General features: G+C 37.9%; 25 protein-coding genes and 1 pseudogene. 6 read left to right on the top strand and 20 right to left on the bottom strand.

Annotation, left to right across the window (positions count from 1 at the left end; translation table 11 throughout):
- Positions 1-184 (top strand): hypothetical protein (locus tag G5B12_RS17310; protein WP_207719571.1); only part of this gene is annotated, 184 nt, incomplete at its 5' end.
- Positions 185-354: 170 nt separating this feature from the next.
- Here the strand turns inward: G5B12_RS17310 and G5B12_RS13965 are convergent.
- The 6 genes and pseudogenes from G5B12_RS13965 to G5B12_RS13990 form a co-directional block, all read right to left on the bottom strand.
- Positions 355-645: a VanZ family protein gene (locus G5B12_RS13965; protein WP_330597733.1), complete on the bottom strand. Its 291-nt coding sequence runs from the start codon at positions 643-645 to the stop codon at positions 355-357.
- Between the two features lie 306 nt (positions 646-951).
- Positions 952-1,209: pseudogene (locus G5B12_RS13970) on the bottom strand (sugar transferase); the annotation flags it as partial.
- Between the two features lie 131 nt (positions 1,210-1,340).
- Entirely contained in the window at positions 1,341-1,712 is a 372-nt protein-coding gene (locus tag G5B12_RS13975) for a hypothetical protein (protein ID WP_114001415.1), read from the bottom strand.
- 40 nt (positions 1,713-1,752) lie between these two features.
- Positions 1,753-2,469: a hypothetical protein gene (locus G5B12_RS13980; protein WP_049946458.1), complete on the bottom strand. Its 717-nt coding sequence runs from the start codon at positions 2,467-2,469 to the stop codon at positions 1,753-1,755.
- Entirely contained in the window at positions 2,462-4,315 is a 1,854-nt protein-coding gene (locus G5B12_RS13985; protein WP_049946457.1) for a recombinase family protein, read from the bottom strand. Before G5B12_RS13985 ends, G5B12_RS13980 begins: the two co-directional genes overlap by 8 nt.
- A complete protein-coding gene (locus G5B12_RS13990) occupies positions 4,312-5,283 on the bottom strand; it encodes an AAA family ATPase (protein WP_021860393.1) in 972 nt (323 codons plus the stop codon). Before G5B12_RS13990 ends, G5B12_RS13985 begins: the two co-directional genes overlap by 4 nt.
- Before the next feature lie 178 nt (positions 5,284-5,461).
- On the opposite strand from G5B12_RS13990, the gene G5B12_RS13995 reads away from it, so the two are divergent.
- Entirely contained in the window at positions 5,462-5,815 is a 354-nt protein-coding gene (locus tag G5B12_RS13995) for a helix-turn-helix domain-containing protein (protein ID WP_021860392.1), read from the top strand.
- Positions 5,816-5,927: 112 nt separating this feature from the next.
- Here the strand turns inward: G5B12_RS13995 and G5B12_RS14000 are convergent, their stop codons facing one another.
- From G5B12_RS14000 to G5B12_RS14010, 3 genes are all read right to left on the bottom strand, one after another.
- Positions 5,928-6,737 (bottom strand): HNH endonuclease, encoded by an 810-nt coding sequence (locus tag G5B12_RS14000; RefSeq protein WP_173772208.1) that lies wholly within the window; start codon positions 6,735-6,737, stop codon positions 5,928-5,930.
- Between the two features lie 143 nt (positions 6,738-6,880).
- The gene (locus G5B12_RS14005; RefSeq protein WP_021860390.1) at positions 6,881-7,234 is read right to left on the bottom strand and encodes a hypothetical protein; all 354 of its coding nucleotides are present in this window, start codon (positions 7,232-7,234) and stop codon (positions 6,881-6,883) included.
- A 12-nt stretch (positions 7,235-7,246) separates the two neighbouring features.
- Positions 7,247-8,182 carry a ParM/StbA family protein gene (locus G5B12_RS14010; RefSeq protein WP_021860389.1) on the bottom strand — a complete coding sequence of 312 codons (936 nt, stop codon included), beginning with the start codon at positions 8,180-8,182 and terminating at the stop codon, positions 7,247-7,249.
- A 253-nt stretch (positions 8,183-8,435) separates the two neighbouring features.
- Between G5B12_RS14010 and G5B12_RS14015 the strand changes: the two genes are divergently transcribed.
- On the top strand, positions 8,436-9,059 hold the full coding sequence (locus tag G5B12_RS14015; RefSeq protein ID WP_174088554.1) for a helix-turn-helix domain-containing protein: 624 nt from the start codon (positions 8,436-8,438) through the stop codon (positions 9,057-9,059).
- A 97-nt stretch (positions 9,060-9,156) separates the two neighbouring features.
- Here G5B12_RS14015 and G5B12_RS14020 read toward each other — a convergent pair whose 3' ends face one another.
- The 7 genes from G5B12_RS14020 to G5B12_RS14050 form a co-directional block, all read right to left on the bottom strand.
- Positions 9,157-10,476, bottom strand: a complete 1,320-nt coding sequence (locus tag G5B12_RS14020) for a hypothetical protein (RefSeq protein WP_174088556.1) — start codon at positions 10,474-10,476, stop codon at positions 9,157-9,159.
- 123 nt (positions 10,477-10,599) lie between these two features.
- Entirely contained in the window at positions 10,600-10,935 is a 336-nt protein-coding gene (locus G5B12_RS14025; RefSeq protein WP_021860386.1) for a DUF6050 family protein, read from the bottom strand.
- On the bottom strand, positions 10,932-12,542 hold the full coding sequence (locus tag G5B12_RS14030) for a recombinase family protein (RefSeq protein WP_174088558.1): 1,611 nt from the start codon (positions 12,540-12,542) through the stop codon (positions 10,932-10,934). Before G5B12_RS14030 ends, G5B12_RS14025 begins: the two co-directional genes overlap by 4 nt.
- Positions 12,535-14,229, bottom strand: coding sequence for a recombinase family protein (locus tag G5B12_RS14035; protein ID WP_174088560.1), 1,695 nt, complete (start codon positions 14,227-14,229; stop codon positions 12,535-12,537). Before G5B12_RS14035 ends, G5B12_RS14030 begins: the two co-directional genes overlap by 8 nt.
- Before the next feature lie 2 nt (positions 14,230-14,231).
- Positions 14,232-15,731, bottom strand: a complete 1,500-nt coding sequence (locus G5B12_RS14040) for a recombinase family protein (RefSeq protein WP_174088562.1) — start codon at positions 15,729-15,731, stop codon at positions 14,232-14,234.
- Positions 15,719-17,374: a recombinase family protein gene (locus G5B12_RS14045; RefSeq protein WP_174088564.1), complete on the bottom strand. Its 1,656-nt coding sequence runs from the start codon at positions 17,372-17,374 to the stop codon at positions 15,719-15,721. Before G5B12_RS14045 ends, G5B12_RS14040 begins: the two co-directional genes overlap by 13 nt.
- A gap of 174 nt (positions 17,375-17,548) precedes the next feature.
- Positions 17,549-17,809 (bottom strand): DUF6870 family protein, encoded by a 261-nt coding sequence (locus G5B12_RS14050; protein WP_055282511.1) that lies wholly within the window; start codon positions 17,807-17,809, stop codon positions 17,549-17,551.
- A gap of 362 nt (positions 17,810-18,171) precedes the next feature.
- Between G5B12_RS14050 and G5B12_RS14055 the strand changes: the two genes are divergently transcribed.
- Complete coding sequence (locus G5B12_RS14055) at positions 18,172-18,561, top strand: plasmid mobilization protein (protein ID WP_029730854.1); 390 nt, start codon at positions 18,172-18,174, stop codon at positions 18,559-18,561.
- Positions 18,533-20,185: a relaxase/mobilization nuclease domain-containing protein gene (locus G5B12_RS14060; protein ID WP_174088566.1), complete on the top strand. Its 1,653-nt coding sequence runs from the start codon at positions 18,533-18,535 to the stop codon at positions 20,183-20,185. The genes G5B12_RS14055 and G5B12_RS14060 overlap by 29 nt, the downstream gene beginning before the upstream one ends.
- Positions 20,186-20,248: 63 nt before the next feature.
- On the opposite strand, the gene G5B12_RS14065 is transcribed toward G5B12_RS14060, so the two are convergent.
- The gene (locus G5B12_RS14065) at positions 20,249-20,686 is read right to left on the bottom strand and encodes a hypothetical protein (RefSeq protein WP_174088568.1); all 438 of its coding nucleotides are present in this window, start codon (positions 20,684-20,686) and stop codon (positions 20,249-20,251) included.
- 100 nt (positions 20,687-20,786) lie between these two features.
- Here G5B12_RS14065 and G5B12_RS14070 point away from each other — a divergent pair, with 100 nt between their 5' ends.
- Positions 20,787-20,987: a helix-turn-helix domain-containing protein gene (locus tag G5B12_RS14070; protein WP_029730851.1), complete on the top strand. Its 201-nt coding sequence runs from the start codon at positions 20,787-20,789 to the stop codon at positions 20,985-20,987.
- 82 nt (positions 20,988-21,069) lie between these two features.
- Here G5B12_RS14070 and G5B12_RS14075 read toward each other — a convergent pair whose 3' ends face one another.
- The 3 genes from G5B12_RS14075 to G5B12_RS14085 are packed head-to-tail and all read right to left on the bottom strand — an operon-like array spanning position 21,070 to position 26,884.
- Complete coding sequence (locus G5B12_RS14075; RefSeq protein WP_117650084.1) at positions 21,070-21,921, bottom strand: YodL domain-containing protein; 852 nt, start codon at positions 21,919-21,921, stop codon at positions 21,070-21,072.
- Positions 21,918-22,151, bottom strand: a complete 234-nt coding sequence (locus G5B12_RS14080) for a transposon-transfer assisting family protein (protein WP_029730849.1) — start codon at positions 22,149-22,151, stop codon at positions 21,918-21,920. Before G5B12_RS14080 ends, G5B12_RS14075 begins: the two co-directional genes overlap by 4 nt.
- A complete protein-coding gene (locus G5B12_RS14085) occupies positions 22,148-26,884 on the bottom strand; it encodes a DUF3849 domain-containing protein (protein WP_174088569.1) in 4,737 nt (1,578 codons plus the stop codon). Before G5B12_RS14085 ends, G5B12_RS14080 begins: the two co-directional genes overlap by 4 nt.
- Positions 26,885-26,936: the final 52 nt, after the last annotated feature.

The raw sequence follows: 26,936 nt of genomic DNA on the forward strand, positions 1-26,936 counted from the left end.
GCACGGACAGATGGTAACTACAAAAAAGTCATGGCGAAGTATGCAAATCCAGTTGGCTACGAACCCCAAATACACCCGTAGGGAATCCCATCTGAACCCACATATACGTTACAATCAGACTGTTCATCACAGCACCTCCATCAATCTCAATGTCTTTGACAAATCCTTTGGTTTTGAATTTTAACTTCATGCAACTCAGCCAAGTTCCAAATAAAACAATAAGCGACAAATTTATTCTTCACATCTTCGCCAATCATAATAGATCGTTGCCTGCTGCTCACCACGAAGAGGTGTGTGATTATCAGAGCAGCGTAGGGAGCTACCGCTCCCAGTATATCACAATTTCAACCCTTTTTACAGACGTTTTCTTGCCTTCATCACCGCACAAAACATCAATCCGCCTATCACTCCGCCGACTGTGTTGTAGAATATGTCTGATAGCTGGAATGTTCCCAAACGAAACAATAATTGCAGCATCTCAATGCTTATCGAAAAGTAAAATGCTATCTTCCCGCTTTGCCACAGTATCTTCTTCCAGCCGTTTCCAATCTTCTCTCCGAATGTCCACATCACTACCGCTGAAAAAGGCATCATCATGATCACGTTCTCGATGCACTCGGTGGTCAGCTTCTGTTCGCCATACACTCACTATCAATTTTACTTACTAAAATTCCCTCTACATATAAAACAATAATAGCGACTGGTAGGATTAATTTCAAAATCCTTATATTTCTTATTTTACTTTCATAATCAGCCAAGCATTTTCCGACTGCAACCAAAAAAGAACCCATAAAAAAACCATTTCGGGTAGTAAGGAATGGGCTGTATCATTCTATTTTATATTTATAACTTATCTAATTATATTTCATGTAGCTTATTTTTTGCAAAACAAGCTACATGTCAGGATTATATAGAGCTTTTATAAACACTACTCATCCGTTCCAAATGTCATCAACAACTTCCATCTCTCTTCAAAACCGCCAAAACAGTCTTAAACAAAATCTTTATATCCAGTCCGATATTCCACTGGGAAATATATTCTGTGTCCAGCCGGACAATCTCTTCAAAATCTGTAATATCACTTCGGCCACTAACCTGCCACATACCGGTAATGCCTGGTTTGATGGCTATTCTGGCTCTGTGGTGAAGTTCATACTGTTCCAACTCATCAGGCAAAATCGGTCGGGTTCCAACCAGGCTCATGGATCCTCCTGATGTAAAGATAGAAACAACTTTTTTTCAGAGAAAATTTTTCATCACCACACCATGCAATCACCCTCAAAAACAGCACAAAAAAAGAACCTCTGATCTCTCAGAAGTCCCTATTTTACGCTGTTTTCTTAAAATTCTTCCACTGTCAGCACCGTTGCCTGCTTCATATCAAATTCCACCAGATTGTACTCTGAATGGCATATACCCGTCAAACGATACGTCTTTTCTGTATCCCATTCGCACGTTTTCCATATCATTCGCAGCATTGGCACACTGCTGATCTTAAATTCCCAATTTTCCGGGTTATATTTAGGCACACGAAAACACTCTGCTTCTTTTCTGGCACATGCCTGTACCACCAATCCCCGCTTTTCAGGGTTAAACAAAAATCGTATGTACTTTGGTTCGCCCAATGCCACTATCGTTGAATGAAAAATCCGTATTTTCCCCCATTTTTGGCATAGCGAAATCCCTGGTATCACAATATTATGTTCCTGCACACTGATACCTCCCATCTTTAGGGCAGACTTTCCCCTTTGTCTATTTTCCTGTTGTAAATTCTGCATAACCATCCAGCATATTTATTTCCAGTGCTTTCCTATGTTCTTCCACTGGTAAACCAAAAGAATCTTTCCATTCCTTTGGATAAAATGGTATACGGTTCTTTCTCTTTATTTCTTCTGCTGAACATTCAGTATCTGTATCACTTGATGCTGTTTCTTCTATATTATTAGCATTTTCAATAGTAGTCTGACTTTCTGTGTCTTTTTTCGCTCTTTTCCCTTTAATATCCAGGAATATCTCCGTTTCCATCAAGTCAAACACATAAATTGTTTCATCTTCAAAAGTAATCTTGTGTCCCAAAATCTTATATCGGCAATCCAGATTCCATCCCATCATTTCATACATCATTGCAGAGAAGATTTTGTTTGTCATTTTTCTGCTTTTACGCTTATCTGGCTTTGCCACACACCAACGAAGTGCATCTTTATCATTTTCCTCACATTTTCGGACAACCATTCTCTTATTATCCTGGTTCACAAGTATCTGTATGTAAACTGCATCCTCTAAACCAGCGATGCAGGCTGTATTAAATGTCACACTATCTCTCCGGATCACGACAGCCGGTTCCCTTAAATGAGCAAACAGTTCTCGTCTGACAACCTGATACCCCTCATAACTAAAATCCTTTGCCAACTCGATTGCTTTCTGATCAACAATTTCTTTTTCGTCCGTATACTCCGCTGTATCATGCATAATTAGCACACCTCATTTTATCTATCAATTTCTCTGCTGACTCCAACAGATCATCAAGAACTTCTCTGGTTATAATCTCCATCCCTTCAACAGTTGTTGCAGGGCGCAGTATATCCCAGTTTCCTCTATATGCCACTCTCTGTAAAAATACTGTTCTATTTGTAGACTCTCCAAAATTATATGTCCAGGCTTCCGGATAAAGTATCTTCTTTACTGGCTTTTGAGCTTCTTCTGGCTTTTTCTCCACTTCTTCCGCAGATTGTTCTGCATTTTTCTCCTGTACAAGCACTTCTGGTTCTTCTAACTCAAAAATCATTACCTGCTCATCTGCACTACCACAAAACTGTCCACGCAATTTATACTTGCATTCTTTATTCCATCCCATAAGCTCATATAATGGCTCTGAAAATCCTTTACAGCTTTTTGGAAGCACCGCCCATCGTCCATCTCGTATAGTTCCCCATTTTATAGCATTTATGCTGCTTCTTTCGCATGGACGAACTGCAATACACTTTTCCACAGAATTAAAAAGCAATTCTACATACTCTACATCTTCAAATTTCTTCAAACAAGCTGTATTAAATACAATTTTCCCCGAAGAAATCGTTACTGCCGGATCAAATCTTGTTGAAAAGAACTGCGCCCTCACAATTTCGTAACCACTTAAATCAAATCCTCGGTTTTCCGTTTTCTCTGCACAAATTTCATTATTATTTTCAGAATAAGCACTTAATGATGCCTTTTCATAATCTGCTGACGAAAATCCATTCCATGCACGATTTACAGGCACAAAGCCTTTTAAAGCTCCCTGATCCACTACCTGTAAAGTTGGCAATGGATACCCTTTTTTCATATATTTGCTTGCATCCAGCATTTTTTGCGCTGCATTATAAATCTCCCGGCTCACAATAGCTTCATGGTGATCGGTCTGTCTATATTGGTTCCGATCATGGTTATTTTTCTTTGATTTATGATCCAGGTAATTAGGTGTAAAAGTTTTTCTTGATAAAACATCCCCACAATGCCTTTCATTGCGTAGAACATTTACAACTGTACTTCCTGTCCACTTTGTATTTCCTAATTTAGTTTTACGTCCTAAATCCATCAAAATTTCAGCAATTTCAGAAGTAGGAAAGCCACTCAGGAACAGATAATAACACAAGCGAACCGTATCTGCTTCCGACTCATTAATAACTAAATTCCCATCCTCGTCCTTATCATAACCTAAGAGTTTGGGTGTCAGAAATATTCCTCTTGAAAACCGTTGTTCAATAGAAATATTCATAATTTCACTTTTCGTATGTGATTCTTCCTGTGCTGCTGCCGATAACACTGCAAGCATCATTTCGCTCGTATTATCAAGGGTGTAAATATGCTCTGTTTCAAAAAATACGCCTACCTGCGGTTTCATATTTGCTAATTCACGAACTTTAGCAATACAATCCACAATATTTCTGGCAAATCGTGATACACTTTTGGTAACTATTAAATCTATTTTCCCTACTTTGCAATCCTCGATCATACGATTAAATTCATCCCTATGCTGTAAAGATGTGCCGGAAATTCCCTCATCCGCATATATCCCAACCAGTGTCCACCCTGCATGTTCCTTTATCATATCTTCATAATGATTTTTCTGCAGTTCATATGAAGATGTCTGATTGGCATCATCTGTAGACACACGGCAATAAGCACACACCCTTTTGGTGCCTGCATCTTCAAATAATTTTTCTTTCTGTTTCGCAGGAATGAACTCTAATTCGCTGCGATCCACGCCCTTATACCTTGCACGAATCTTTTCTTTCCGTTCTTCCTGGCTTGCAGCATGTTTTTCCTGTTCGTTCATATGCTGTCCCCCACTTCCATATGCCAGTACCAGATTTTACCTTTTTTATATGCTTTTATTTCAGCAATTTTCTTTGCTTCCTGTACCGTTCTTTTTGCAATACCATACTCTTTCATTTTTTCATAAATATAGGTACTTGCTAAATCTTCTACTGATAACAGTTTTTGCAGATATTCTACAGCAATATCTTTCTTTCCTGTGCTTTTCTCAACATTAAGCAACTCTTCCACATTTATCTGGCATTTTCCAATCCATCGAAACCCTTTTTTCTTATCCAGTTCAAACCCTATTGGTTCTCCTTCTGGTGCAAGGCTTGATTTTACCGGAAACATATACCGTTTCCAAGGTTCTTCTTTATCTCTGGATACCATAAGAATGCTTCTCGCTGCTGCCGCAATGTCAATACTGCCTAATCCTCTGTATAATTGGTTTCCACCACCACTTTTGTTCATGTGTCCAACTAATACTATTGCACAATTAGTTTCTGCTGCCACCTTGGATAACTTTGATAAGATTTCTCGCATTTTTACTGCATTTGTCATATTTCCATTGTGACCGATAAATGCCTGTATCGGATCAAGCACAACCATTTTCGCACTGATCTGTATAATAGCATTTCTTATACGTTCATCTTCCAGTGTCAATTCATCATTATCTTCCTTTATGAATGCAACCTTACTACAATCAGCCCCAGCCTGTTCCAGCCTTGGTTTTATCGTATCTCCTTTTCCATCTTCTGAACACTGATATATTACCATCTCTGGCTTTTTTATCTTCTGTCCATCTGGCAAATATCCGCCTTTTGTTAGTATCGCTGCAACATGAATAATCAGTGTTGACTTACCCTCTCCCGGATCTCCCTGCAACATTGTAATCTTCCCACAGGGAATATATGGGTACCATACCCATTCCACCTCCGAGGCTTTCACATTTGAATAAAATTCAACACCCGTATTTATACTTTCCAAATTTGATGCCCCCGGTGTCTTTTGCTCTTTTTTCTACTACATGTGAATAATTGCATTAAACTTCTACTTATGTTTCATTATAATATATCTTTTTTGGGAATACAATAAGGAATATCAAATGTGTGTGGAGTTTCGCAATAAATCTTAACTAATAGTCAAAGTCTAGGAGGTGACAGGTTTGGAAGTAGAAATTGATTATCTTGCTATCGGTAAAAGGATCCGCACTGCACGTCTGTCAAAAAAAATGACTCAGGAAACACTTTCAAATATGATCGACGTTGCCCCTACCTATGTCAGCAGTATCGAAAACGGACATACCAAATTAAGCCTTGCAACATTGCTCGGCATTGCTCAAAGCCTTGATACTACTGTAGATCAGCTTTTATATGACAATACGCCTGTACTGGTTTCAAAATTTGATGCCGATATAAAAGAGCTTACTTCTGATTGTAGCAATCAGGAAAAAGAATTTTTACTGGAAATTATAAAATCAACCAAAACTGCATTACGCAACTACAAACCAGGCAAATAATTTAAGGGCGCAGAAACTTTATTATTTCTGCACCCTTCTTTTATACTTTTGCGGTCTTGCTTCCTTGCGATGTTGTCCATTACGATTTTATATTGTAGTTTATTCCGTCAGTTTAAGCTGAATACATAGAATATAGTATATCATCTGTTTCCTTTTTAATCTTTCTTAAATTATCTATATTCTTAGAAATCATATTAAAAAATGAAGACCAATAATTATTAGCCATTCCTATACCATCATCATAATATTGGAATGTTGTCAAATTTATATATTCATTCAACAATTCTACTACTTGTTTTCCCAATTCAAGAGAATGTTGATTTAGCGCCTCATAAAGATCATCCCTTTTTTCAAGATATTTATTTATGTGAAGCAATTCTTCTTCATACATAAAATGATGATCATCTATTTCATTTTGTAAATCAATCGGATTAGAAAAAGATTGTGCAAAATTCATTTTCCAATATTTATATGAATATTCCAACAAATCATGGAAGCAATCAGTTGCATACTTGACCTGCTTTAATGCTTCCTTTTTCCTTTCCATCTGCTGGCTTTGAAAAGAAACTATATCTTCTCCCTTCAGACGTCGTTCTTGTTCATATTCCGCTATCATCTTCCACTTTAGCAATTCTTCTACTGGATATTCGTCTGGATTTTTATCAATTAATGTGTGACAAGCACTACATAACCATATTCCATTATTTATAGATTCTCTTTCTTCTTTTGTCATTCTCGCATCATATCTTGCGCCCTTTGGTGATGCTCCTAAAATGTGGGCGGCTTCACCTATTGATAATCGTTTATCTCCCTCTCTATGAGGACCTAATGTTTCCCTTCTACAATTTGGATTTGAACATCTGCCCCCAACACGTTCACAAAGAATTGTCTTAATACGTTCTGAAAAATCAGCTTCTCTCATATGCAACTTCCTCTTTCTATAATTCCAAGGTCCCCTTAGTTACAAAGGATTTAAACTTATTCTATCATATCCCACTATAACAAAAAAGCATAAAAATACCGCCAAACAGACTTATTCTATGTTCAGCGGTACTTCGATACATTTTAAATTTCGTTTTCAAATATTGACATTCCTGCAAGCATCATATCCTCGTCCATATCCAGATTATCACTATCTTCTGGCTCTGTTTCCTCGACTTCTCGACAACTCGTTCCGCCCATTGATTTTTCTATTTCTAACAAAAACTCCTTGTCTTGAAGTAACTGTTTTTTGATAGCGTCTATGCTCACTGCTCCTGTGTATGTTCCTGTTCCTGCTTCTCCATTCTTCATCCACGCCTGAACCAATTCTGTCACAAGTGCTGTCTTGCATCTTTTCTTGGTTTTTAAGTATTCTCCTGCTTCTCTCTGACGTTCATCATCTTCATTAAATATCAATACAACCTTAATCTGTCCCATGACCAGCACCTCCTACCCTCTCCGCAGACGTGCTGTTGTCAGTTTTTCATATCCAATCGCATTCGCCCGGACGTCATCAATAAATTCCACATATTTAAATTCCGGGGAATTTTCAATCTGTTTTCTGAGTAAAAGACTTCCTCCACCAAGAAAGACCGCCGGATTTGTTCTAAAGTCGGTTACATGGGTATGTAGTTTATTGATAATTCTCTGTAACCAGTTTTCTGCCATTCGCTGAATTTCCAGTATGATTTTTTCATCTAATATGGTTTCTTCCTGCATTAAAACCTGTTCTACATCTGACGAATCCAAATGAATGCCATAGTTCTGTTGAATCGCATTGGATATTTCAGACCGTAGAACAGCCATACCGGAACGATCACTGACACGAACTGATAAATCCGGTTTTCCATTTCTGATTACCAAAAGGTCAACTGTTCCATCCCCAATATCAATACAGTTTACCGTTCTATATTTCTTCAAAAGACTTGCCTTAAAACACATGACTGCTGCAAAATTCTGTGGGCTGACAAATACATCTTTTAAATAGAAATTAACGGATTTTCCATTCATCTTAAAACTGATTCCATGTTTTGCATGATCTAAGAAATATTTCTTAAATGAAGTTGCCTGCTGACCGTAATCTGCGGGTGGCAATCCCACGCCAAGCACTACATCTTTTCCCGTTAATGTAATTCCTTTATTACGAGCTTCCATTGCAAGAGCATATAATGTGAGAATAAAGTAATCATCATCTACTGTCTTATCAGCTTTAAACGGCATTTTTGTATCTGACAGGGTATAATATGTTCCCTGATACTCCAAAATATCTTCATTCATAAAGCGTCCCGGTTCAGACACATATCTGACAAGTCCACATGGGAAGCATACATTCTCTCCCTTCATATTTCCATTTCCATGATCAATTCCAAAAATGATTTCTGCCATCGCTTTTTCCTCCTGTTTTTTAACTGTACTTTAAGTTGCACTAACATATATTTTTGTTCCAAAATTGCTTCTATTTAAGTATCACTTAACTCATTCTTACTATCACTTTTGTATGTCTTATTCTACTTAAATATTACTTTTGTATGTGTTTTTAATATATACCATACATTTATATGTGTCAATACATTTTTATATATTTTTGTGTATTTAACAGTAAAAAATATGTTATAATCCCTTTATGGAGGTAGCGATAATGACCGTTGGCGAAAAAATCAAATACTTTAGAACTATGCATGGGTTCACTCAGGAACAACTTGTACAGGCTACTGGTTTAAGCATAAGCACTTTGCAAAAATACGAGTCTGATGAACGCAAGCCCAAGCCGGAGCAACTCTTGAAAATATCACAGGCTCTGGGCATTAGTATCAATATTTTTATGGATTTTGATATTCATACAGTTTCCGATCTGCTCTCACTTATATTTAAAATGAACGAGCAACTGGATTTAAACTTTGATTCTCAGAAAGATACAAACGGAAATATCATTCCTGACACCCTTACTCTTTCATTCAAAAATCCAATAATCAATCAGAAGCTCAGCACTTACGTTTCTTTCTTAAACAAAATGACCGGCTCTGAAAGGAAACAATATACTCAAACGCTTCAGGAATTAGAGAATCAGCTTCTTAACGACAATACAGAAATTCACAAGACTGCTCCTGCGAGTAATTCCACTAATAACATACCGGATTCCACTTTTTCAGATCCGTCTTATCAGAAAATACAAAACCTGTTATCTGATTGCACACCGCAAGAAATGGAATGGATCTTAAAATCTGTTCAACTCATAAAAGACTGTCTGCGTGACACTAAATAATTTTCGTAGGATTCCTTATCACTATTACAGAAAATGATTATAGAAAAAAATTTGAGGGAAGCGTCACAAAACGTTTCCCTCACTCATCATGTATAGTCTATTTTTTTAGATCTTCCAGTATTTTTTCTACATTAATTCCAATTCCGTTTAATTGTGGTTGCAGGATCAAATACTTTTTCAATGGACTTAGCTTATTAAGCAGTCGCATGATTTTACCACTTTTCTTTTCTAATTCTAACTCTAATTCCTTCAAGTAAAACTTGTAATATGGAACTTCTATATTTGTTTCCTCGATATAACGCTTGATCAGTTCTATACTGTCGTTATCATTAAGCTGTATAGCTGCATTGCCTACAATTATAAGAAAGTCTATGCTATCGGCTCCCATATTTTCAAATTCCACACTCTCCAGATACTCTTTCAGATTTTTGATTTTCTTTTGTTCTACCAAACAATCCAACAAATATATCTGTGCAAATGCTGTTTTTGCATACTCAAGACTTGTGCAAAAATCCTGTTCTGCAACTTCATAATTTCCCATTTTCCAGTATGTATAGGCAATGTCAGAATAATATTTTACCTTTCCGGCTTCAGTAAACTTTTTAATGTTCATTTTTTCACGCACATGCAATGCTTTTTCCAGCCACTTTACGTCTGGATCAAAGTTATGATACATTTCATACATCATTGCAATAACATCCTGCGAATACACTTCATCTTCTGTATATAAATCTTCTTTTTCCAGTTCTGCCATCACTTCATCTGCAATCTTTTTCGCACTTGTATTATCAGAAACCAATGCAAGCTGTATTGCCTTATCAAATTTATATTTCAATTTCATTAAGGAACTATCCGTCTTTTCAATCAAAATATCATCCAATTTAAGCAGCTCCGTTAATTGTCCTGACGGTAAAATGACAGACCGCAACAGTTCCAACATTCTCTGGTCTGTATGTACATCCACTTTTGTATTTTTTACAATAGCCTCAATCTGCTCTGAGAATTTTCCCTTATCATTATTCAGTTCATAATACAATAGCTGATAATATTCACATTCATTCTTCCAGTCCTCTGCATCCACCAATCCTTTTATAAATTCAAATCGTTCTCCCCAGTTATCTGTATTTCCTTTTGGTATGCAGTGAAAAATACGATCTGCCAACTCCGATAGTGCATTTACATCTTTATGTAACACAAATCTTCCAATTACAGAGTTATCCTTCAATATTCTGTTCGTATGCTTTCTTACATCTTCCAGATAATCAGAAAGCATCGCCACAGCTACATAATACGCTTTAATATAATTTTTGCTGTCGATTTCTTTTTTATAATTCTCTATTCCCTGTCCACTAAACGGTTTACAACACATGGAATACAAGCGTCCTGAACCACACAAGCATTTTTCATCATCTAACATATCTCATTTCTCCCATTGATTTATTGATTGATATTTTATCACATCTTCCGCATCATATAAATGGCAAAATAAAACCACAGGCATATCACTTTACACCTGTGGTCATATTTCATACTATTATTTTTAGCAAGTCCTTTTATGTATCGCCACAATCTTGCTAATTGGAAATCCCACCATATACCATACCGCCCGGATTCCAAGCCATGCTGCAATCACACAACCAAATATCCCGCCTACAATTACGCACAGAGCAGCCATTCCAAGGATACCGGATAAATCCCAATGCCAGGGAATTATAATAAACATATGTGGGATTCCCACTGGCACTCCGTAAACCAGCATAAATCTGAACCAGTCAATTTCCCCATCCACCATATAAATATATTTTCCAATCCATCCAAGCAGAAGCAACCCTGCAAATACTAAGATTCCTTTACATACAAAATTTTTAAATGTCATGCTTCCTTTACCCCTTTCTGGTATTTTTCTATTGCTTTCATCAGAACATCATCAAAACTGAATACTATCTCTATCCTCTTTTTATCATATACATAAACTGTATCAATCGTGGCATTTACAAGTTCTTTTGTAATCTTCTCATGCTGCATTTCCCCTTCCAGTAATTCAACAGCAGATGCCACTTTACTTTTATATGCTTCTTCCTCCGCCGATAAACGTGTGAGTGTTTCTATCTCTGCCTGTATGCCATTCATTCGATCCGTAATCTGCATTTTTTTCATCATATACTTTTCTTTCGTTATAATACCTTCCGCATACGATTCATACTGACGTATTCTCTCACTTTTTAACACATTATTCTCAGCCTCTAGCTGTTTTATCTTTTTTCTTCTGACACTATCCAAATTAGTTGTCTTTTCCTCAAAATCCAACTGTATAGCATCCAATACATAAAGGACACGTTTTAAAGCATACCATACATGCCCTTCTATAATTGAAACAGAAACCATTTCGTCTGAACACTTGGCAAATTTTCCTGTCATCTTTTTATGTGGACAATATACCCTGTCATTAGCACCGGATTCCATCAATACCATTGATCGTCTGCAATTCCCACATCTGACTTTTCCTTTCAATGCAAACTTTCTTGTACCCCGGTAATCTGGTTTTTTCATAAATGCGATAGTTGCCTTTGCTATTTCATATTCTTCCTCTGACACGATTGCCGGATGAACATTTTTTGTAATAACCACATCTTTATCCCTCGATTTTCTGGTTACTTTACTGCCAACCGCAATACTTTGTCGTTTTCCCTGCACTAAAGCTCCTGTATATTCATATCTTCCAAGAATGGCTCGAACCATGCCACAATCCCACAGAATTTCCGACTCTGGCATTTTTTGATTATATCCATAATGCGTAAGACCATTCTCTTTATTATATCTTCCCGGCGTAGGAATCTTTTGCTCATTCATGTAATATGAAATCTGAGAAGTATTACATCCCTCAATTGCTTTATCAAAAACCATTCTTACATACTTTCCAGCTACCGGATCTATCAGCCATTCTCCAGTTTCTTTATTTCGCAAATATCCGAATGGAGGCTTCCCACCAGTCCATTGACCATTTCTCCATTTTACTCTCAATGCACTTTTAAGCTTTTTAGAAATGTCTTTGCTATAAAGGTTGTTGACCAAGTTGTGAATTGCCATATCCATTCCCATAGTTTTTCCTAAATAATCATTGCTGTCATAATTATTGTTTAATGAGATAAAACGGATTCCCAGTATTGGAAGTACTTGCTCCAGATAATCTCCTACACCAATATAATCTCTGCCAAATCGTGAAAAATCTTTTACAATAATCGTATCTATTTTCCCAGTTTTCGCATCCTCTATCATGCGTTTAAACGCCGGACGTTCAAAATTAGTTCCCGAATAACCGTCATCCACATACTCTATATATTCATCTGACAGATCATCCCTGTCCTGAACAAAATTTACAAGAAGCGTTCTCTGGTTATCAATACTGTTACTTTCATCCTTATTGTCTTTTCCCAAATCTCCATCTGCAATAGATAACCTCAGATACAATCCATTCTTACGCACTTTTAACATCCTCTATCAATTCTGTTATCTGTTTATATTTATCATCACACTTGAAGCACACATGAATGCTTCCGTTTTTATATATCTCCACATATTCTACAAGTTCCTGTACCAGTGCTTCATTGAAGCTCCTGTCAGAAAGATACTGCTCCAAGTTGCTGACCATATTCATATATCTATCAGTTTTTTTCTCCAACATTCTTTGATTCTGTTTTGCAATTTGCAAATCATCCCTCAGATTTTGTAACTCCCGGATATAACGCTCTTTCATCATATCGAAGTCCTCTTTTTCTACAATCCCAGCTACATAGTCCTCATACAATACAGTGTTCTTTTCTTCTGCCTGCGCTATTTTTCTTTCCAACATTCGCACTTTTGCACCTGCTTCATAAAAAGTATTTTTCTCACTGGAATCACTTTTCAATTTTTGTAACAGCTTTTTTCTGTCACACATACTTCTTATAAGAATCTGAATTTGATCCATTACAAGTATCTTCAGCAGATTTTCTTCTATCTTCTGACTGCAATAATTATTCGTATAATTTTGAGCAGAACAGGTATAATAAATTCCTACTTTCTCCATTGTCTTATAATTATGGGTATAGCGGACACAATACATTGGACGTCCACAATCTCCACATCGAACCATACCGGGAAAACAGTCTTTGTATTTTTCTCTGTCCTCCATATATTTTAAATGCCAGTTTCTTGTGACCTTTTTTATTTTATTTGACCTTTCCTGCAGTTCTTCATAATCATCCCTTGCGATCATCGGTGTATGCATATCTCTCTGAACATTCCAGTCCTCCGGCGAAGTTCTATACTGCTTTATCCCTTTATACAATGACTGCTTCAACTTTCCGGTTACAATATCTCCAACATATGTAGGGTTATTCACAATCTTATCTACTGTATCCGTTCTCCACTTTGTCTGTTCTAACGGAACAGTCAATACACCAGTTTTTTCTCTTTGTCCAGGTGTTGCAATTCCCATGAGATTTAATCTATCTGCAATTTTCTTTTTGCTGACTCCCATCATATACCACTGAAATATCATCCTTACAAATGGTGCAACCTCTTCATCAACAATCTGTCTGTGCCTATCCTCTGAACGGACATATCCAAATGCTACTTTTGATAAAGTAATATTTCCCTTTTTTCGCTGTGCATCTTTTGCAGCCAGAATCTTTTTTGACATATCTTTTGCATACATGGCATTAACCATATTTTTTAATGGAACACTGATGTTTTCCCTGTCCTCTTTTCTGGAACTGTCATAATCATCTGTAATTGCGATAAACCTTACATTTAACCTTGGTAAAATCGTTTCCAGATAATATCCTGTTTCCAGATAGTCCCTGCCAAAACGTGATAAGTCTTTTACAACAATACACTGAATCTTTCCTGACCGGACATCTTCCATGAGTTTCAAGAAGCCTGGTCGTTCAAAATTAGTTCCGCTAAATCCATTGTCTATATATGTACCTGCCAATTTTAAATCCGGATGCTCCTCTATGAACTTTTCAACCAGCATTTGTTGTACAACTAAAGTTTCGTCCGTTTCATTTCCACCATTTTCAACAGATAATCGAATATACGCTCCGGTATCTATCAGATTCTCACAGTTTTCTATAATCTGATTACTAACAGCCTCAACATTTTTATTTCTTCTGCTTTTCCTTGCCATTGCTATTCCTCCATCCATTCTTCTGGGAAATAATTCTTCCAGTTCTGCATTGTCAGGTATACATGCACATCTCTTAAATCTGAAACAATTATTTTATCTACCCATTTTTTAACATGTTGACTTTCCAACTTCTCCGGTAACTCTTCCCTTTGAAATGTTTTTATCCATTCATTTTCCTCGCTATAAGCCTTTTTCATATTTGCAAGCCTGTCCATCAGTCCTTCAAAATCGTTTTCATACATTTGCAACTGCGCCTGTATTTCTTCTTTTTTCTCCTGATATTCTGTCTGACCAATCTCATAGTCCCGGAATTTTTCATATAAAGGAATACGGTCTTTCTCTACCTGCTCCATTTCCTGAAATATCATCCATGCCTTTTCTGAATATTGCTGAGTCTCTTTCTGTAATAGCTGTTGCATTTTTTCTGTCTGCAAATATGCTTTCATTTTTTCAGCCATATCCATTTCCAGAGAAATTGCATTTTTTACTGCCTCTGTAACCTTAGCTTCTTCTATATAAATTTTTCTTTTCTTTGGTAATTCACCCATCTGCGGATTGAACACAAAAGCAACGTCACCACTTCGGAAATTTCTCAGGTACAACGGCTTTCCAGTTGCTTCATCATAGATTTTTCTTACATATGGCCCCGGCTTCCCACCTATGATATTATCTGTAGTTGTTCGACTTTTAATAAGTCTTCTAGCCTGATCAAAAACTCCTTCATCTAGTATTGGTGTTATTGAAAGCGTACAAACTTCTCCGTTGATTGTTTTCTGCCAATAGCCATCATATGCTGTACATTCTAAAATCCTCCGCAAAGCGCCCTCGCTCCACCTATTTTCATAATGCGGCCAGTGCTTATGCCCCACTCTCGCATTATGTACCATTGGAGATTCTTCTCCTCGCTCATTCAGAATGGCTACTATCTTTTTTATAGAGATTTCTGCCAATGTCATTTGAAATATCTCCCGTACAATCTTCGCAGCCTCTTCCTCGACAATTAATTCTTTTCTATCTTCTGAAAGTATGTATCCATATTTTTCATCGTGAACTGTATAATATCCCTCTACCTGTTCACGAATCGCATATTCACGCATACTCTTTACCTGTACCGCAATTTTCTCTTTTCTAAAATACTCGTCTATTTCTTCCCTGCTTTTTCCAATACTGCAAAAATCGCTCTGTACTATCGCAAAGTGAAGTCCCGCCGGAAAGAATGTTTTAACCAGTACATCTTCCGCACAGGAAATATATTTTCCGCAACGGTCAACACTATCTACTACCACCATATCAAATTTACGGTTAATCCCATCTGCCGTCATTTCTTCAAAAGCTATATTTTCATTTTCGTCCTTTTTCCGGTCACTGTATTTTGCTACCAGCTTCCAACCATGTGATTGTATATAGTTCTGAATATGTTCATTCTGCTGTTGGATAATATCTGATGGAATTTTCTTTGTATTTTTGCACGATGTAGTCCTTGTATAACTTACGCACCGCATTTAAATCTACCTTCCCTTTCTTCCATTTCCCGAATATTCTGAGCTGCTTCTGTCATTTCCTGTATTTCGTCTGCATACTTAAAGCAAATTTCCAGACGGTCTTTTCCATACACAATGACTTTATCAATTAGAGTAACTACCGCTTTACGATCAAGCTGTGTAATATTCTGATAGCACTTGAAATCCTCAATCCAAGGGTGTTCCCGTTTTCCCTCCGCAGATGCCTTTTCTTTCCTCTGCTCTAATTCACGTTCTGCCTTTTCCGCATTATGTAGCTTGTCTGTAAATCTCCGGTTATACTCATGGTATTCTTCTCTCGTCACAATGTTATCTAACATATCCTGATACAACCGGGTTTTTAAATCTTTATACTTCTCTACTTCCTCATGCAGAACCACCAACTGCTTTTCCAGTGAATCCAGTTCTGTTTTTTTATAATTTTTCATTCCACTGTTCTGAATGATATTCTCCGCATTTACCAATAAGGCAATCTGCCTTTGTATAGCATCCAAAACAACTTTATGAACCGTCTTTTCACTAATCAGATGTGAACTACATCCATCTCCGTTTTTATATGTAGAACAATGGTAGTAATAATACCGCTTTCTATTTTTTGTTGTGCTTCTCTTCACCATGTTCTGCCCGCAATCTCCACATCGCAAAAATCCCGAAAAAATATATACGGATTCTTCCTCTGGTGCTGTGCGGGTATCCAGTTCCATCAATGACTGTACATACTGAAATATTTCCTCTGCAATAATCGCTTCATGCGTTTTCTCTACACGAATCCAGTTTTCTTCTGCTACTGGTCTGCACTCTTTTACTTTATAGTTGATTTTACGATTCTTTCCCTGAACCATTGTTCCTGTATATAACTCATTTGTCAAAATGCGATTTACAGTTGTGACCGCCCATGTAGGCTTAGCTCCTGAACGAAATCCACTATTATAATTCATACCACAGCTTCGTTTATATTCCATTGGTGGAAGCACTCCCATTTCATTCAGCTTCTCTGCAATCCTTTGAGAACTGTAACCGTCCATTTTCAGATTGAAAATATATCGGACTATATCTGCTGCATATTCATCTATAATGAGATGATTTTTATTCTCTGGATCTTTCTGATAGCCATACCCGGCAAAGCTGCCAATAAACTGTCCATTTTTTCTTTTTACATCTAACTGACTTCGGATTTTAATTGAGATGTCCCTGCAATAAGCATCATTTATCAGATTCTTAAAAGGAACAATGATCTGGTCTGCATCATCCGATTCTGCTGCACTGTCATAATGGTCTGTAACTGCAATAAACCTTACTCCAAGAAACGGGAATATCTTTTCCAGGTATCTTCCTGTTTCAATATAGTTTCTTCCCAGTCTGGATAAGTCCTTGACGATAATACAGTTGATTTTCTTTTTCTTCACATCCTCAATCAATCGCTTAAATGCAGGACGTTCAAAATTTGTTCCACTGTAACCATCGTCAACATATTCATCGACCAATGTGATCTCTGGGTGCTGTTTTACAAAATCGTTAATCAGACTTCTTTGATTGCGGATACTATCACTTTCCAATTTATCTCCGTCTTCTCTGGAGAGTCTGAGATAGTCCGCAGCTAATATAGACTTTTGATTGAAATACATAAAGCCATCAACCTCCTAATTTACTATGCCGTCCGGCAGTGTAAACCAAGAAATTCATGGCTTCTTGAATGCTTTTAAATTTTGACCCAACACCATATTAACATAACTTCTGGCTCACTGCTATACCTTTTTTCATTCTTTTTAAATTTCTTTCCATCCTGTGTTTCTTCATTTTCACAACGAGATACACCTGTTCAGGCTTTCTTCCAGTGTACATTTTCCAGTAAAACTTATTTTTACCGCTACTCCATGAGAGATATAGCAATACGGATTTTTAATCTGCCTGATATAATCTGCAATCCGTTCTTCCTGTGGCAGTTCTGTTTGTATCTGCACCTGCTCTATATCTACCAGACTGCTTGTGTCTACCGTTCTAATATCTATCTCTGCCATCTCCTGCATTTCTTCTGGTGTTGGTAATTCTTTCTCTGCCATTTTTACACCTCCCGGAAAAAACTACTTCTACCTATAAAGCTCGGCAGAGGCTATTTACCAACCTGCATTTCCTGTTTTTTTATTTTTTTCATTTTGAGGGTTGGTAAACAGGCTTTCCAAAGCCTTATTAGTAGAGGGATTTCTTTCTTAGAGCAAGTTTCGCCCTGGCTGCCAGAAACCCGTTTCCCGGATTTTGACAGCAGGCAACTTGATGGGGATTTTGCTCCCCATACCCTCAAGCACAATCAATGATTGTTTCATTGGTTCCCATTTACATGGTCACAGCGTAATAATTTTTTATTACTTAACTTTCACAGTCTGCTGTGAATTTTACTTACAAAAACAACTGGAGGATTAAAAATATGGCAAGACCTAAAAAAGAAGAAATGTATCGTAACCATCGTATTACCGTTCGTTTCACTGAGACAGAATTTTCAATTATCGAAACTGCCGCCAAACAAGCTAATATGTCATTAGCTTCTTATGTGCGAACACAAGTTTTAAAAGGAAAAGTACAGACCAAAATTGAAATAGTTGCTGATGTTCCAGAAATAAAGAAACTGCTCGCAGAGTTTGGAAAGATAGGCAGCAACCTCAATCAGATTGCAAAATATTTTAATCAGGGTGGGATTCTTTCTCAGGAAATGCGTGGAGAAATAAATAAGCGACTTCGAGATTTATATGAAATGAAATATAAGGTAATGGAAATGGCAGGTGACTTTCATGGCAATACTGAAACATATCGCAAGTAAAAATGCAGATTATGGAGAAGCTGAACGCTATCTGATTTTTCAGCATGATGAATATACACAGAAGCCTATCCTTGATGAAAACGGTCATATGCTTATTCGTGAAGAATACTATCTTGATGGAATAAACTGCGATCCATTTACTTTTGCAGCGGAATGTCAAGAAACAAATGCTTATTTTCATAAGAACCAGTCTTACAACGAAATCAAATCCCACCACTATATCATCAGCTTCGATCCTAAAGACCGGGACGAACATGGATTGACCGGAGAACTGGCGCAGCAGCTTGGCGTAGAATATGCCAAAGAGAATTTTCCCGGACACCAGGCACTTGTCTGTACTCACCCTGACGGTCACAATGGTAGTGGCAATATTCATGTGCATATCGTAATCAACAGTATCCGCAAATATGACACTGAGCCTCAGCCCTATATGGAATTTGACCGGGATTCAAAAGCTGGATATAAACATCATCTTTCCGATAGATACCGAATCTATTTGAAGCAAAAAGTCATGGATATGTGTACCGCCTATGGATTGAACCAGGTAGACCTTCTAACACCTGCGGAAAGGAAACTATCTGAAAAAGAGTACTGGGCAAAACGCAGAGGACAAAAAAAACTTGATAAACACAATGCAGAGCTTGAAAAGAAAGGGCTGACTCCTAGGCAGACTACTTTTCAAACCGAGAAACAATATCTTCGTGATGCGATTGATACAGTTGCTTCACAGGCAATATCACAAGAAGATTTTTCCAGATTGCTGTCTGAAAAATATAATATTACATTCAAAGTCAGTCGTGGCAGATACAGCTACCTGCATCCCAATCGCAGTAAATACATTACTGGAAGAAGCCTTGGTACACTTTATGAGGAAAAACATCTTATGCAAATATTTCAAGAAAATTCTACCTCACAGATTACTGAAAATCCGGTTCCTGATATTTCTCAAGTTGTTAATTCTTCAACTCCAACAGTTTCTGCCTACACTGCTACAACTACAGAAGCTCCACATACTTTCCTCTTTATAAAATCTGATTTACGGTTGGTAACAGATTTGCAGCATTGTATTAAAGCACAACAAAGTCAGGCGTATGCACAAAAAGTAAAACTGTCTAACCTGAAAATGATGGCTCAGACAGTTGCCTATGTACAGGAACATGGCTTTCAATCCAAGGCAGATTTAGAAGCAGCTCTTTCCGATGCCTCTGCTCAAAGCACTAATGCAAGAAATACACTAAAATCCACAGAGAATACTTTGAAGAATGTCAATGAACAGATTCATTATACCGGACAATATCTTGCCAATAAATCTATATATTCTGATTACCGCAAAAGTCGGAACAAAGAAAAATTTTATGATGATCACCGGGCAGAACTTACACTCTATGAATCTGCCCTCCGAATACTCAAAGAAAAATCACAGGGCAATAAACTTCCTACATTAAAAATGCTGCGTGAGGAAAAGAATCGCTTAACAGAATTACAGACGATGCAACGTGAAGACTTTAATGCCCGGCGGGAACATGAACGGGAACTCCGTACAGTGTGTTCCAATGTAGATATTATTCTTGGAACCTCACAAGTTCAAAATCGCCAGCGTGAGCATACACAAGAAAAATCATAACCGACTTTTTTTCATAAAAATAGAGGTTCTTCCTTAAATCCAGGGAAGCAAACCTCTATTTCTCTATTCTACTTTTTCTCCATCTACATGTAATATAAATTTTTCAGGATTGTGGATAATATCATATTCTTCATTTTCTTCCTCTGACGAATATTCTATCTCACAGAATTTCTTATTATCGTTAAGGTCTTTTTCTGTCTTATATACATTAATCTGTAATTCTGTCGGGCATACCATATCATAAGAAAACTTTATAGACTGAAAAGAATTTTCCCTGCACATTTTTATAATCTGTTTTGCCAATTCCTTTTTATCAGCAATTTCCTCCTGATTTGCTACAACTGTTAAATGTTCCGTAGTGTTAAATCTCGTACTATTGACTGCATCAGGAATTTCCGAAAGTTCCTTCGACTGCACTCTATAAAATCCACTACATATACACAATACACATATGAAACAAACAACTACCAGTACAATTCCTTTTATCCTCTGCTTTTTCAATCCATCTCCTCCTTGATATAGGTTCCGAAAACAGAACCTTTGTTACTTTCTATCTTAACCCTATAATGAGGGAAAGACAAGAAAAAGGTGGAGATAGCCGTTGATTAAATATGATAAATTGTGGCTTACCATGCAGGAAAGAGGTATCACAAAATACACTCTTCACAAAGAATATCATTTCAGTAAGTCCCTGATACATCGTTTGCAGAATAATGAAGGTGTCAGTATGAACACCATCAACACTCTCTGTAATATTCTGGATTGTAAAATTGAAGATATTGCAACGCACTATAAAGACTAGCCCTAACTGATTATTCGGCACTGGCCAGTCTTTTTCTATGCAAAAAAAGAAGCCAGCCACAACTGTGACCAGCCTCTCATTTTTATTTTTTTGTACGCTCCACGTCTTGTCCCATTATCTGCTGCATTGCTTTCTGTCCACTACGCTTGGCAACTTCTTCCTTTTTCTCATTCAGCTTCGCAAGAACGGATTCTTTTGGACGCTTCTTTTTATCTTTCGGTGCAGAATTATTTCTAAGTCCGTCAATCATATTATAATTTGCTTCCTCTGTAATTTCCGCACTTCTCAGGTATTCCCCATTTTCCAGATACTTCTGCCAGTTATCCAGTTTCGGTTTACTATTTTCTGTCTGTTCCTGCACTGGCGGATGCAGAGAATCAAGAATTTTCTGTTTTACCGCATCATCAAATCCATTATATGTGCTATCTACAATCACTTTGCCGTCCTGGTTCAAGACTACATACGCAACATCTTTCCCATACTGCTCATGTTCCATAAGGAAATAATTCTTGCCTTCTACCAGCAGATAATCTATTACTTCCCATGATCCGTCTTTTCCCTCTATTTCATAGCCAACCGTATCCTTCGTAAGTCCACCGTTTTCCGAAGATGCAACTTTCATAAAATCAGAAATCTCTATAAAAGCATCTTTATTTACATAGTAAACAGTCGTGATACCATTATCATTCAAGATCATCACGTCACTGGTACTGATTGCATGACCTTTATAATTATGTGGTTGTTTCTTCTCCAGCTCCTTTTTTATCTGCTCTGGCGTTTCTCCCGGTTTCATTGTTCCAAGATACACCTGTTCATAATTTTTCACCTGCACAGGAATCTGATCCTGTGCAAGTTCTTCATAGGTACGGAAAAGAAGGTTTCTCAATTCCGGCTTCTTTTTTAACTGATAAACTGCAAACTGACTTCTACTCATTCTCCATCCACCTCCAAGTCTGCTTTATAAATCTCTACGGTTCTTTCCAGCTCTTTGTATCCTTCATCGCTAAGATAATACAGCTTCTGGATTGTTGTAAATATCAGATACTTCATATCTTCATCCAGATAGGAAAAAATTTCATCCATAGCATTCATTGTCTGAATCCTGTCACCCGCATCAAAAATCGCAACAGCAATATATTCATCTTCCTCAAATCTTACCATCATAATGACACCTCTCCCTTCTTATGTGTTCTGGATTTTTCTTTCGTTGTAGTCTGTTCCTGCTCTTTTATTTTTGCCTGACGTTCCCGGAGTGCCTGAAGAACAGATTCTTTTCTGCTCTTTGGATGTGAAACATTTTCTTTCTGTATAGGCTTATCTCCAACTGCCTGTTCTGTTCTTTTTGTAAGTTCCTGCTTCCTGGCAAAATATTTTTCCACATCATCCATTGCTTTCTGAACTAATGGACTTTCCTTATAGTGTTTAATCATCTCCACACCTTCCCTGTCAACTTTTCCAAGTCGCATAAGATCATACGGTCCGTCATAATCACTTCCATCGTGCAGTTCAAATCCAACACCTTTTATCCCATTCATACGTTCAGCGGGAATGGTTTCATAAATGTGTAAGGCTTCTTCCAAAGTAAGATTTTCGTGGTACTCACCCATAACTGGAAATTCCATGCACTCTGCAACATAAAAAGTGATCGTAGCTTCTGTCTGCTCCTGCTCTAACGGTCTAGCAAAAATAGAGAGTGTTTCTGCATTTTCCAGACGTGAAAGTAATGACCGGGCAGTAATTACATCACTGTCTATATTCGATTCTTTTGACACCTCAGTCAGCCAGTCTTTTAAACCAGCTGTTTCCCTGTGCAAAATATCTTCTGTGATTTTCTCAACCTGTTCGTCCCTATTTTCAACAGTATCCTTATATTCATAAGTATCATACTCGTAACTAAAATTATCCAAGTCCACTGCTAGTTTCTTGATTTCCTGCTGATCAAGATAAGCTTCTGATTCCTTTATGTACTCTGCCAGAGTAATCCTTTCTTCTGAAATTGGGTTAATATCTACTTTAATGCCTGCTATTGCCATACCATAGGAATTCAATTTGTCAAAAAAACTATCTTCTCGAAGATTTCCTCGATAAGAAAGCACCACATCAAGATCAGAATCTTCACAATACAGACCATCCCTGCTTCTGGAACCATACACTCTCGCCCCGATCAGCGTAACTTCATTTTCCAGTCCCATTTCTTCCAGAACAGCTCTTGCATGAAATAAAACTTCATATTCAATTTCTGCCCTGTCCATCCCATTCAATGCTATTTCACATCTGCCAAGTTCCGAAGTGAATCGAACATCTCCACTGGCCAGCACTTCTTTAGAATGACTGATTACCTTATCCCGAAACTCCCTGTCATCAACTTTTACACATTCAACATCTTCCAATCCTTCATTTTTCAAGCTGGCATACATTGCTTTCTGAATAGAATCTTCTGGATTTCCACAAGCATCTCCTGAAATTTCATGAAGTTCCTGATCATAAACCAGGTATTTATAGCCATCCTCCGTCGGTTGCACTGTTAAATACATACCAGACATTTTAAATTGTACGGTTATTCCCTCATAACTTTTTAATGCCGCTTCCCTGTCATAACCATCAAAAAAAGCCTTTGGGCAAGTACGTTCAAATTGTATCTTCTCCAGTCTCTCTTCTTCTGCATATTCAATTTCTGCATACATTTCTTCATAATCCATCACGCTTGCATCTTCTATCGAAAGTCCTTCCTCTTCCAAAATATTCTCCATTGCTTCAGTAATAGAAATAGTCGGATCATCATAAACGCCGCCATCCAGTTCCAGATAATCCTTATCATAAAATGTATAATCATAACCATCTTCTACTGTCTGAATTGTAAAATACCGCTCTCCAATCTGGTATGCTATCTCTGTATCATGCACTTCCAGACTGTTACCTATCTCTTTAAAAGTATTGTATATCTGCGGATTCAGCCATCCCTCCACTTTCTGACAATCATAGATCAGCGTATCTATTCCATTCTTGCACTGGATAAAATCAAGACTGCCTCGCAGCGGTGCTGTATTTTCAATTCCAAGAGCTTTCATTTTATGGTTTGGCAGAGAGTAATATGCTCCAAGGGCAGCTCCCAAATCCTTATATCGCTCAATCTTCAATCCACCTTTTACTGCCAGATCTTCGATCACATAATATTGGTCAATATAATGATTTTCTGGCATTTTCAGGTCAATGCCATTTTTTTCTCTGACTTTATGTATCTCGAAGAAACTAAATTTCTGTTCTTCCCCCTGCAGATTCTGTCCGGTCAGTGTCGGTTCCCATGTATCTTTACTGATCGTCTGCTGTTCCGTTATTTTCATAACTGTCCCGTCTGCTAAGATAACTGTTGCCTGGTCCGAAATATTCATCAGGTCATATACTGTTGCACCTTTTTCTTCCAGATATTCTGAAATAGCTTCCCTGGCTCCTTCATCAAATCCATGCCAGATGTCCTCTGCCACCAGTGTTCCATTCTCCGACACAATAATATCTGCCACTTCCTGACCGTATTCCTCACTTCGCATCTGGAAGAATCGCTCACCATGATACGTTTTCATATCCACTGCATACCAGGTGCCTGTATGTCCGTCTGCTTCATACCCTCTTGTATTTTCAGTGATATGCTGATTTTTCACGCCAAGCATCTCTTCCAGTTTCCGGGTGCGGATTTCGTTTCTTGCCATATCAATGAAGCCATTCAAGACTGTAGGGTGGCTGCTCACAATGTAATCCCTGTTCAAATCTATTCCCCGGCTGATATTTTCTGGAACATCAATACCATCAGCCCACCGTTTATTGCCATCAGAAAATCTTCCATCATAGGAGAGCTGTTTCAATGTATTTGCCAGAACAAAGGCAACCCGTTCTTCTCCATATTTTTCAATCACCCCTGTCGCAGTATCCGGGGTCAGGCTCATGCCATCAAAGTTTTCAGTGATTGCCTGTTCGATTGCATTTTTACAGTCAATATTCAGTTTTCTGGAATCCAGGTAAGCGTCTATATTTCTTTCCTGCATAGCATTTTCCAAAGTTCCCATATAAACATCCGGATACGCTTTTACAGAATTGGCATTTAACATTTCAACTCTCTGTGCCACAAAGTCCGGCAGTTCTGTAAATCCAAAGGAATCCACATAGTATGCGGTTAATCTGCCACCCCGATTCATAATGATCACGTCACTGACTGACATGGAATGCCCGGTAAAATCGTTTGGACGCTCTATATTAAATCGCTCAAAGAGATTGTCCAGTGTCGTAGCATCTCTCAGTCTTTCACTGTAAACCATCTGATAGTCTTTGCCATCTACGGTAAATCCCATTTCTTTTGCCGTTTCCAGACTTAAAAACTGATACCCTCTTTCTTCCTGTCCACTGTTAATCTGATAAATACCATAACGTTTTCCATCACTTTCCAGAAGAAGCGTTTCTTTGATCTTTGCTTTTTCTTCCGGTGTCATAACCGTTTCCTGACTTCTCCGGTAATTTTTCCATTCAAATTTTGTCACTCCGAATAATCCGTCATGCTGTAAAATATCCAGTTCCAGATCCATAACCCTTTGCGACTGCTCCTGACCGCCAACTGCTCCGGTCAGTCCGTAAACCGTTACTCCCTCATGGTGCAGCTCCACTGCCCGTTCCCTGGTAAGCGGCAGCATACTTTCCGAATAGAATCCAGCCTCATGCAGTTCAGATAACCCGATCATCGAATCCGGCAGATTGTCAATCTGTTCCTCCGCTTCTCCAATCAGATTTAGTACCGCTTCTCTGTTTCCATCCAGAATAGATTCCGCAAGATTCTCTGCCAGTTTTTCCGTTGCTTCCCTGTCATCCAGTTTATAAGCAAAATTCACGATAAGATTTCTCTGGTCATTGCTGAAAATCGTCCGTTCCTGCTCCAGACGATTAATAGTCTGTTCTGCATACTGCATGGCACTCATTTCTTCTGTCTGCTCCACAACATCTGCTTCCTGCTCTGCTCTTTCTATCTGAAGTTCTTTGAGTTTTTCCTCAATCTGTCCAATCATATCAGCAGAAGTCTTACGGATGGTGTCCATAGAAGCACGAAGCTCTTTCATATTTTTACCGGAAGACCAGCTTGCAATATAGGAAAAAGAATACTCCGATGTGTCCAGTCCGAAATGATTACATACCACATAGGCAACACTTTCTGCTTCTACTTCCCTTGTAAGCTGATCTTTTACGATGCCCTCTGCTTCCATCTGATCACGATCATGCAATACTGCATGTGCGGTTTCATGCACCGCTGTTTTCATGGTTTGTGCCTCACTCATGCCAGGCTGAATCGCAATATATTTATCGACAAGCTGATAAAAGCCTTTCGCCTCCCCATCAATCTCAATAAAACGGATAGGAACCGGGGCAACCATTTTTAATGATTCCATAAAATCATGGTAGATCAAAACATCTCCCTCCAGTTCTGATACCTCAAACTCTGGAATCGGTTCTCCTGTGGTCTGGCTGACATCAAATACTGTCGTAACCCGGAATTTTGTAATGACACGCTCTACTACTTCTGTTTCCGGCTGTCCATCTTTTCCAATCACAATCTCGCCTGTTTCCGGATCAGTTTTTTCAATCTCCTGTTTCTCTTTAAACGGAGCCGGGGCAATAATCTGGATGCCTTTTTCCCCTCTTTTTACCTGTCGGTTGAATTTCTTCTGCCATGCCTGATACCCCGCTACCAGTGTTGCTTCCGGTTTCTGCATAGCGATCAACAATGTATTATTAAAACTGTAATTATGGAACTTTGCCATTGTGTTCAGATATTCCGTATATTTTTCTGATGTGAATATTTCTGCAACACCCTGTTCCAACTGCTCTGTAATCTGCTTTAACTGTTCTTCTCTGTTTGCCATAATCAAATCCTCCATAGAAAAATCCCGCCAAAGCTCTGTCACTCTGACGGGA

Origin of the sequence: Blautia sp. MSK.20.85 (genome assembly GCF_013317245.1) — a bacterium.
Classification (GTDB): domain Bacteria; phylum Bacillota; class Clostridia; order Lachnospirales; family Lachnospiraceae; genus Blautia_A.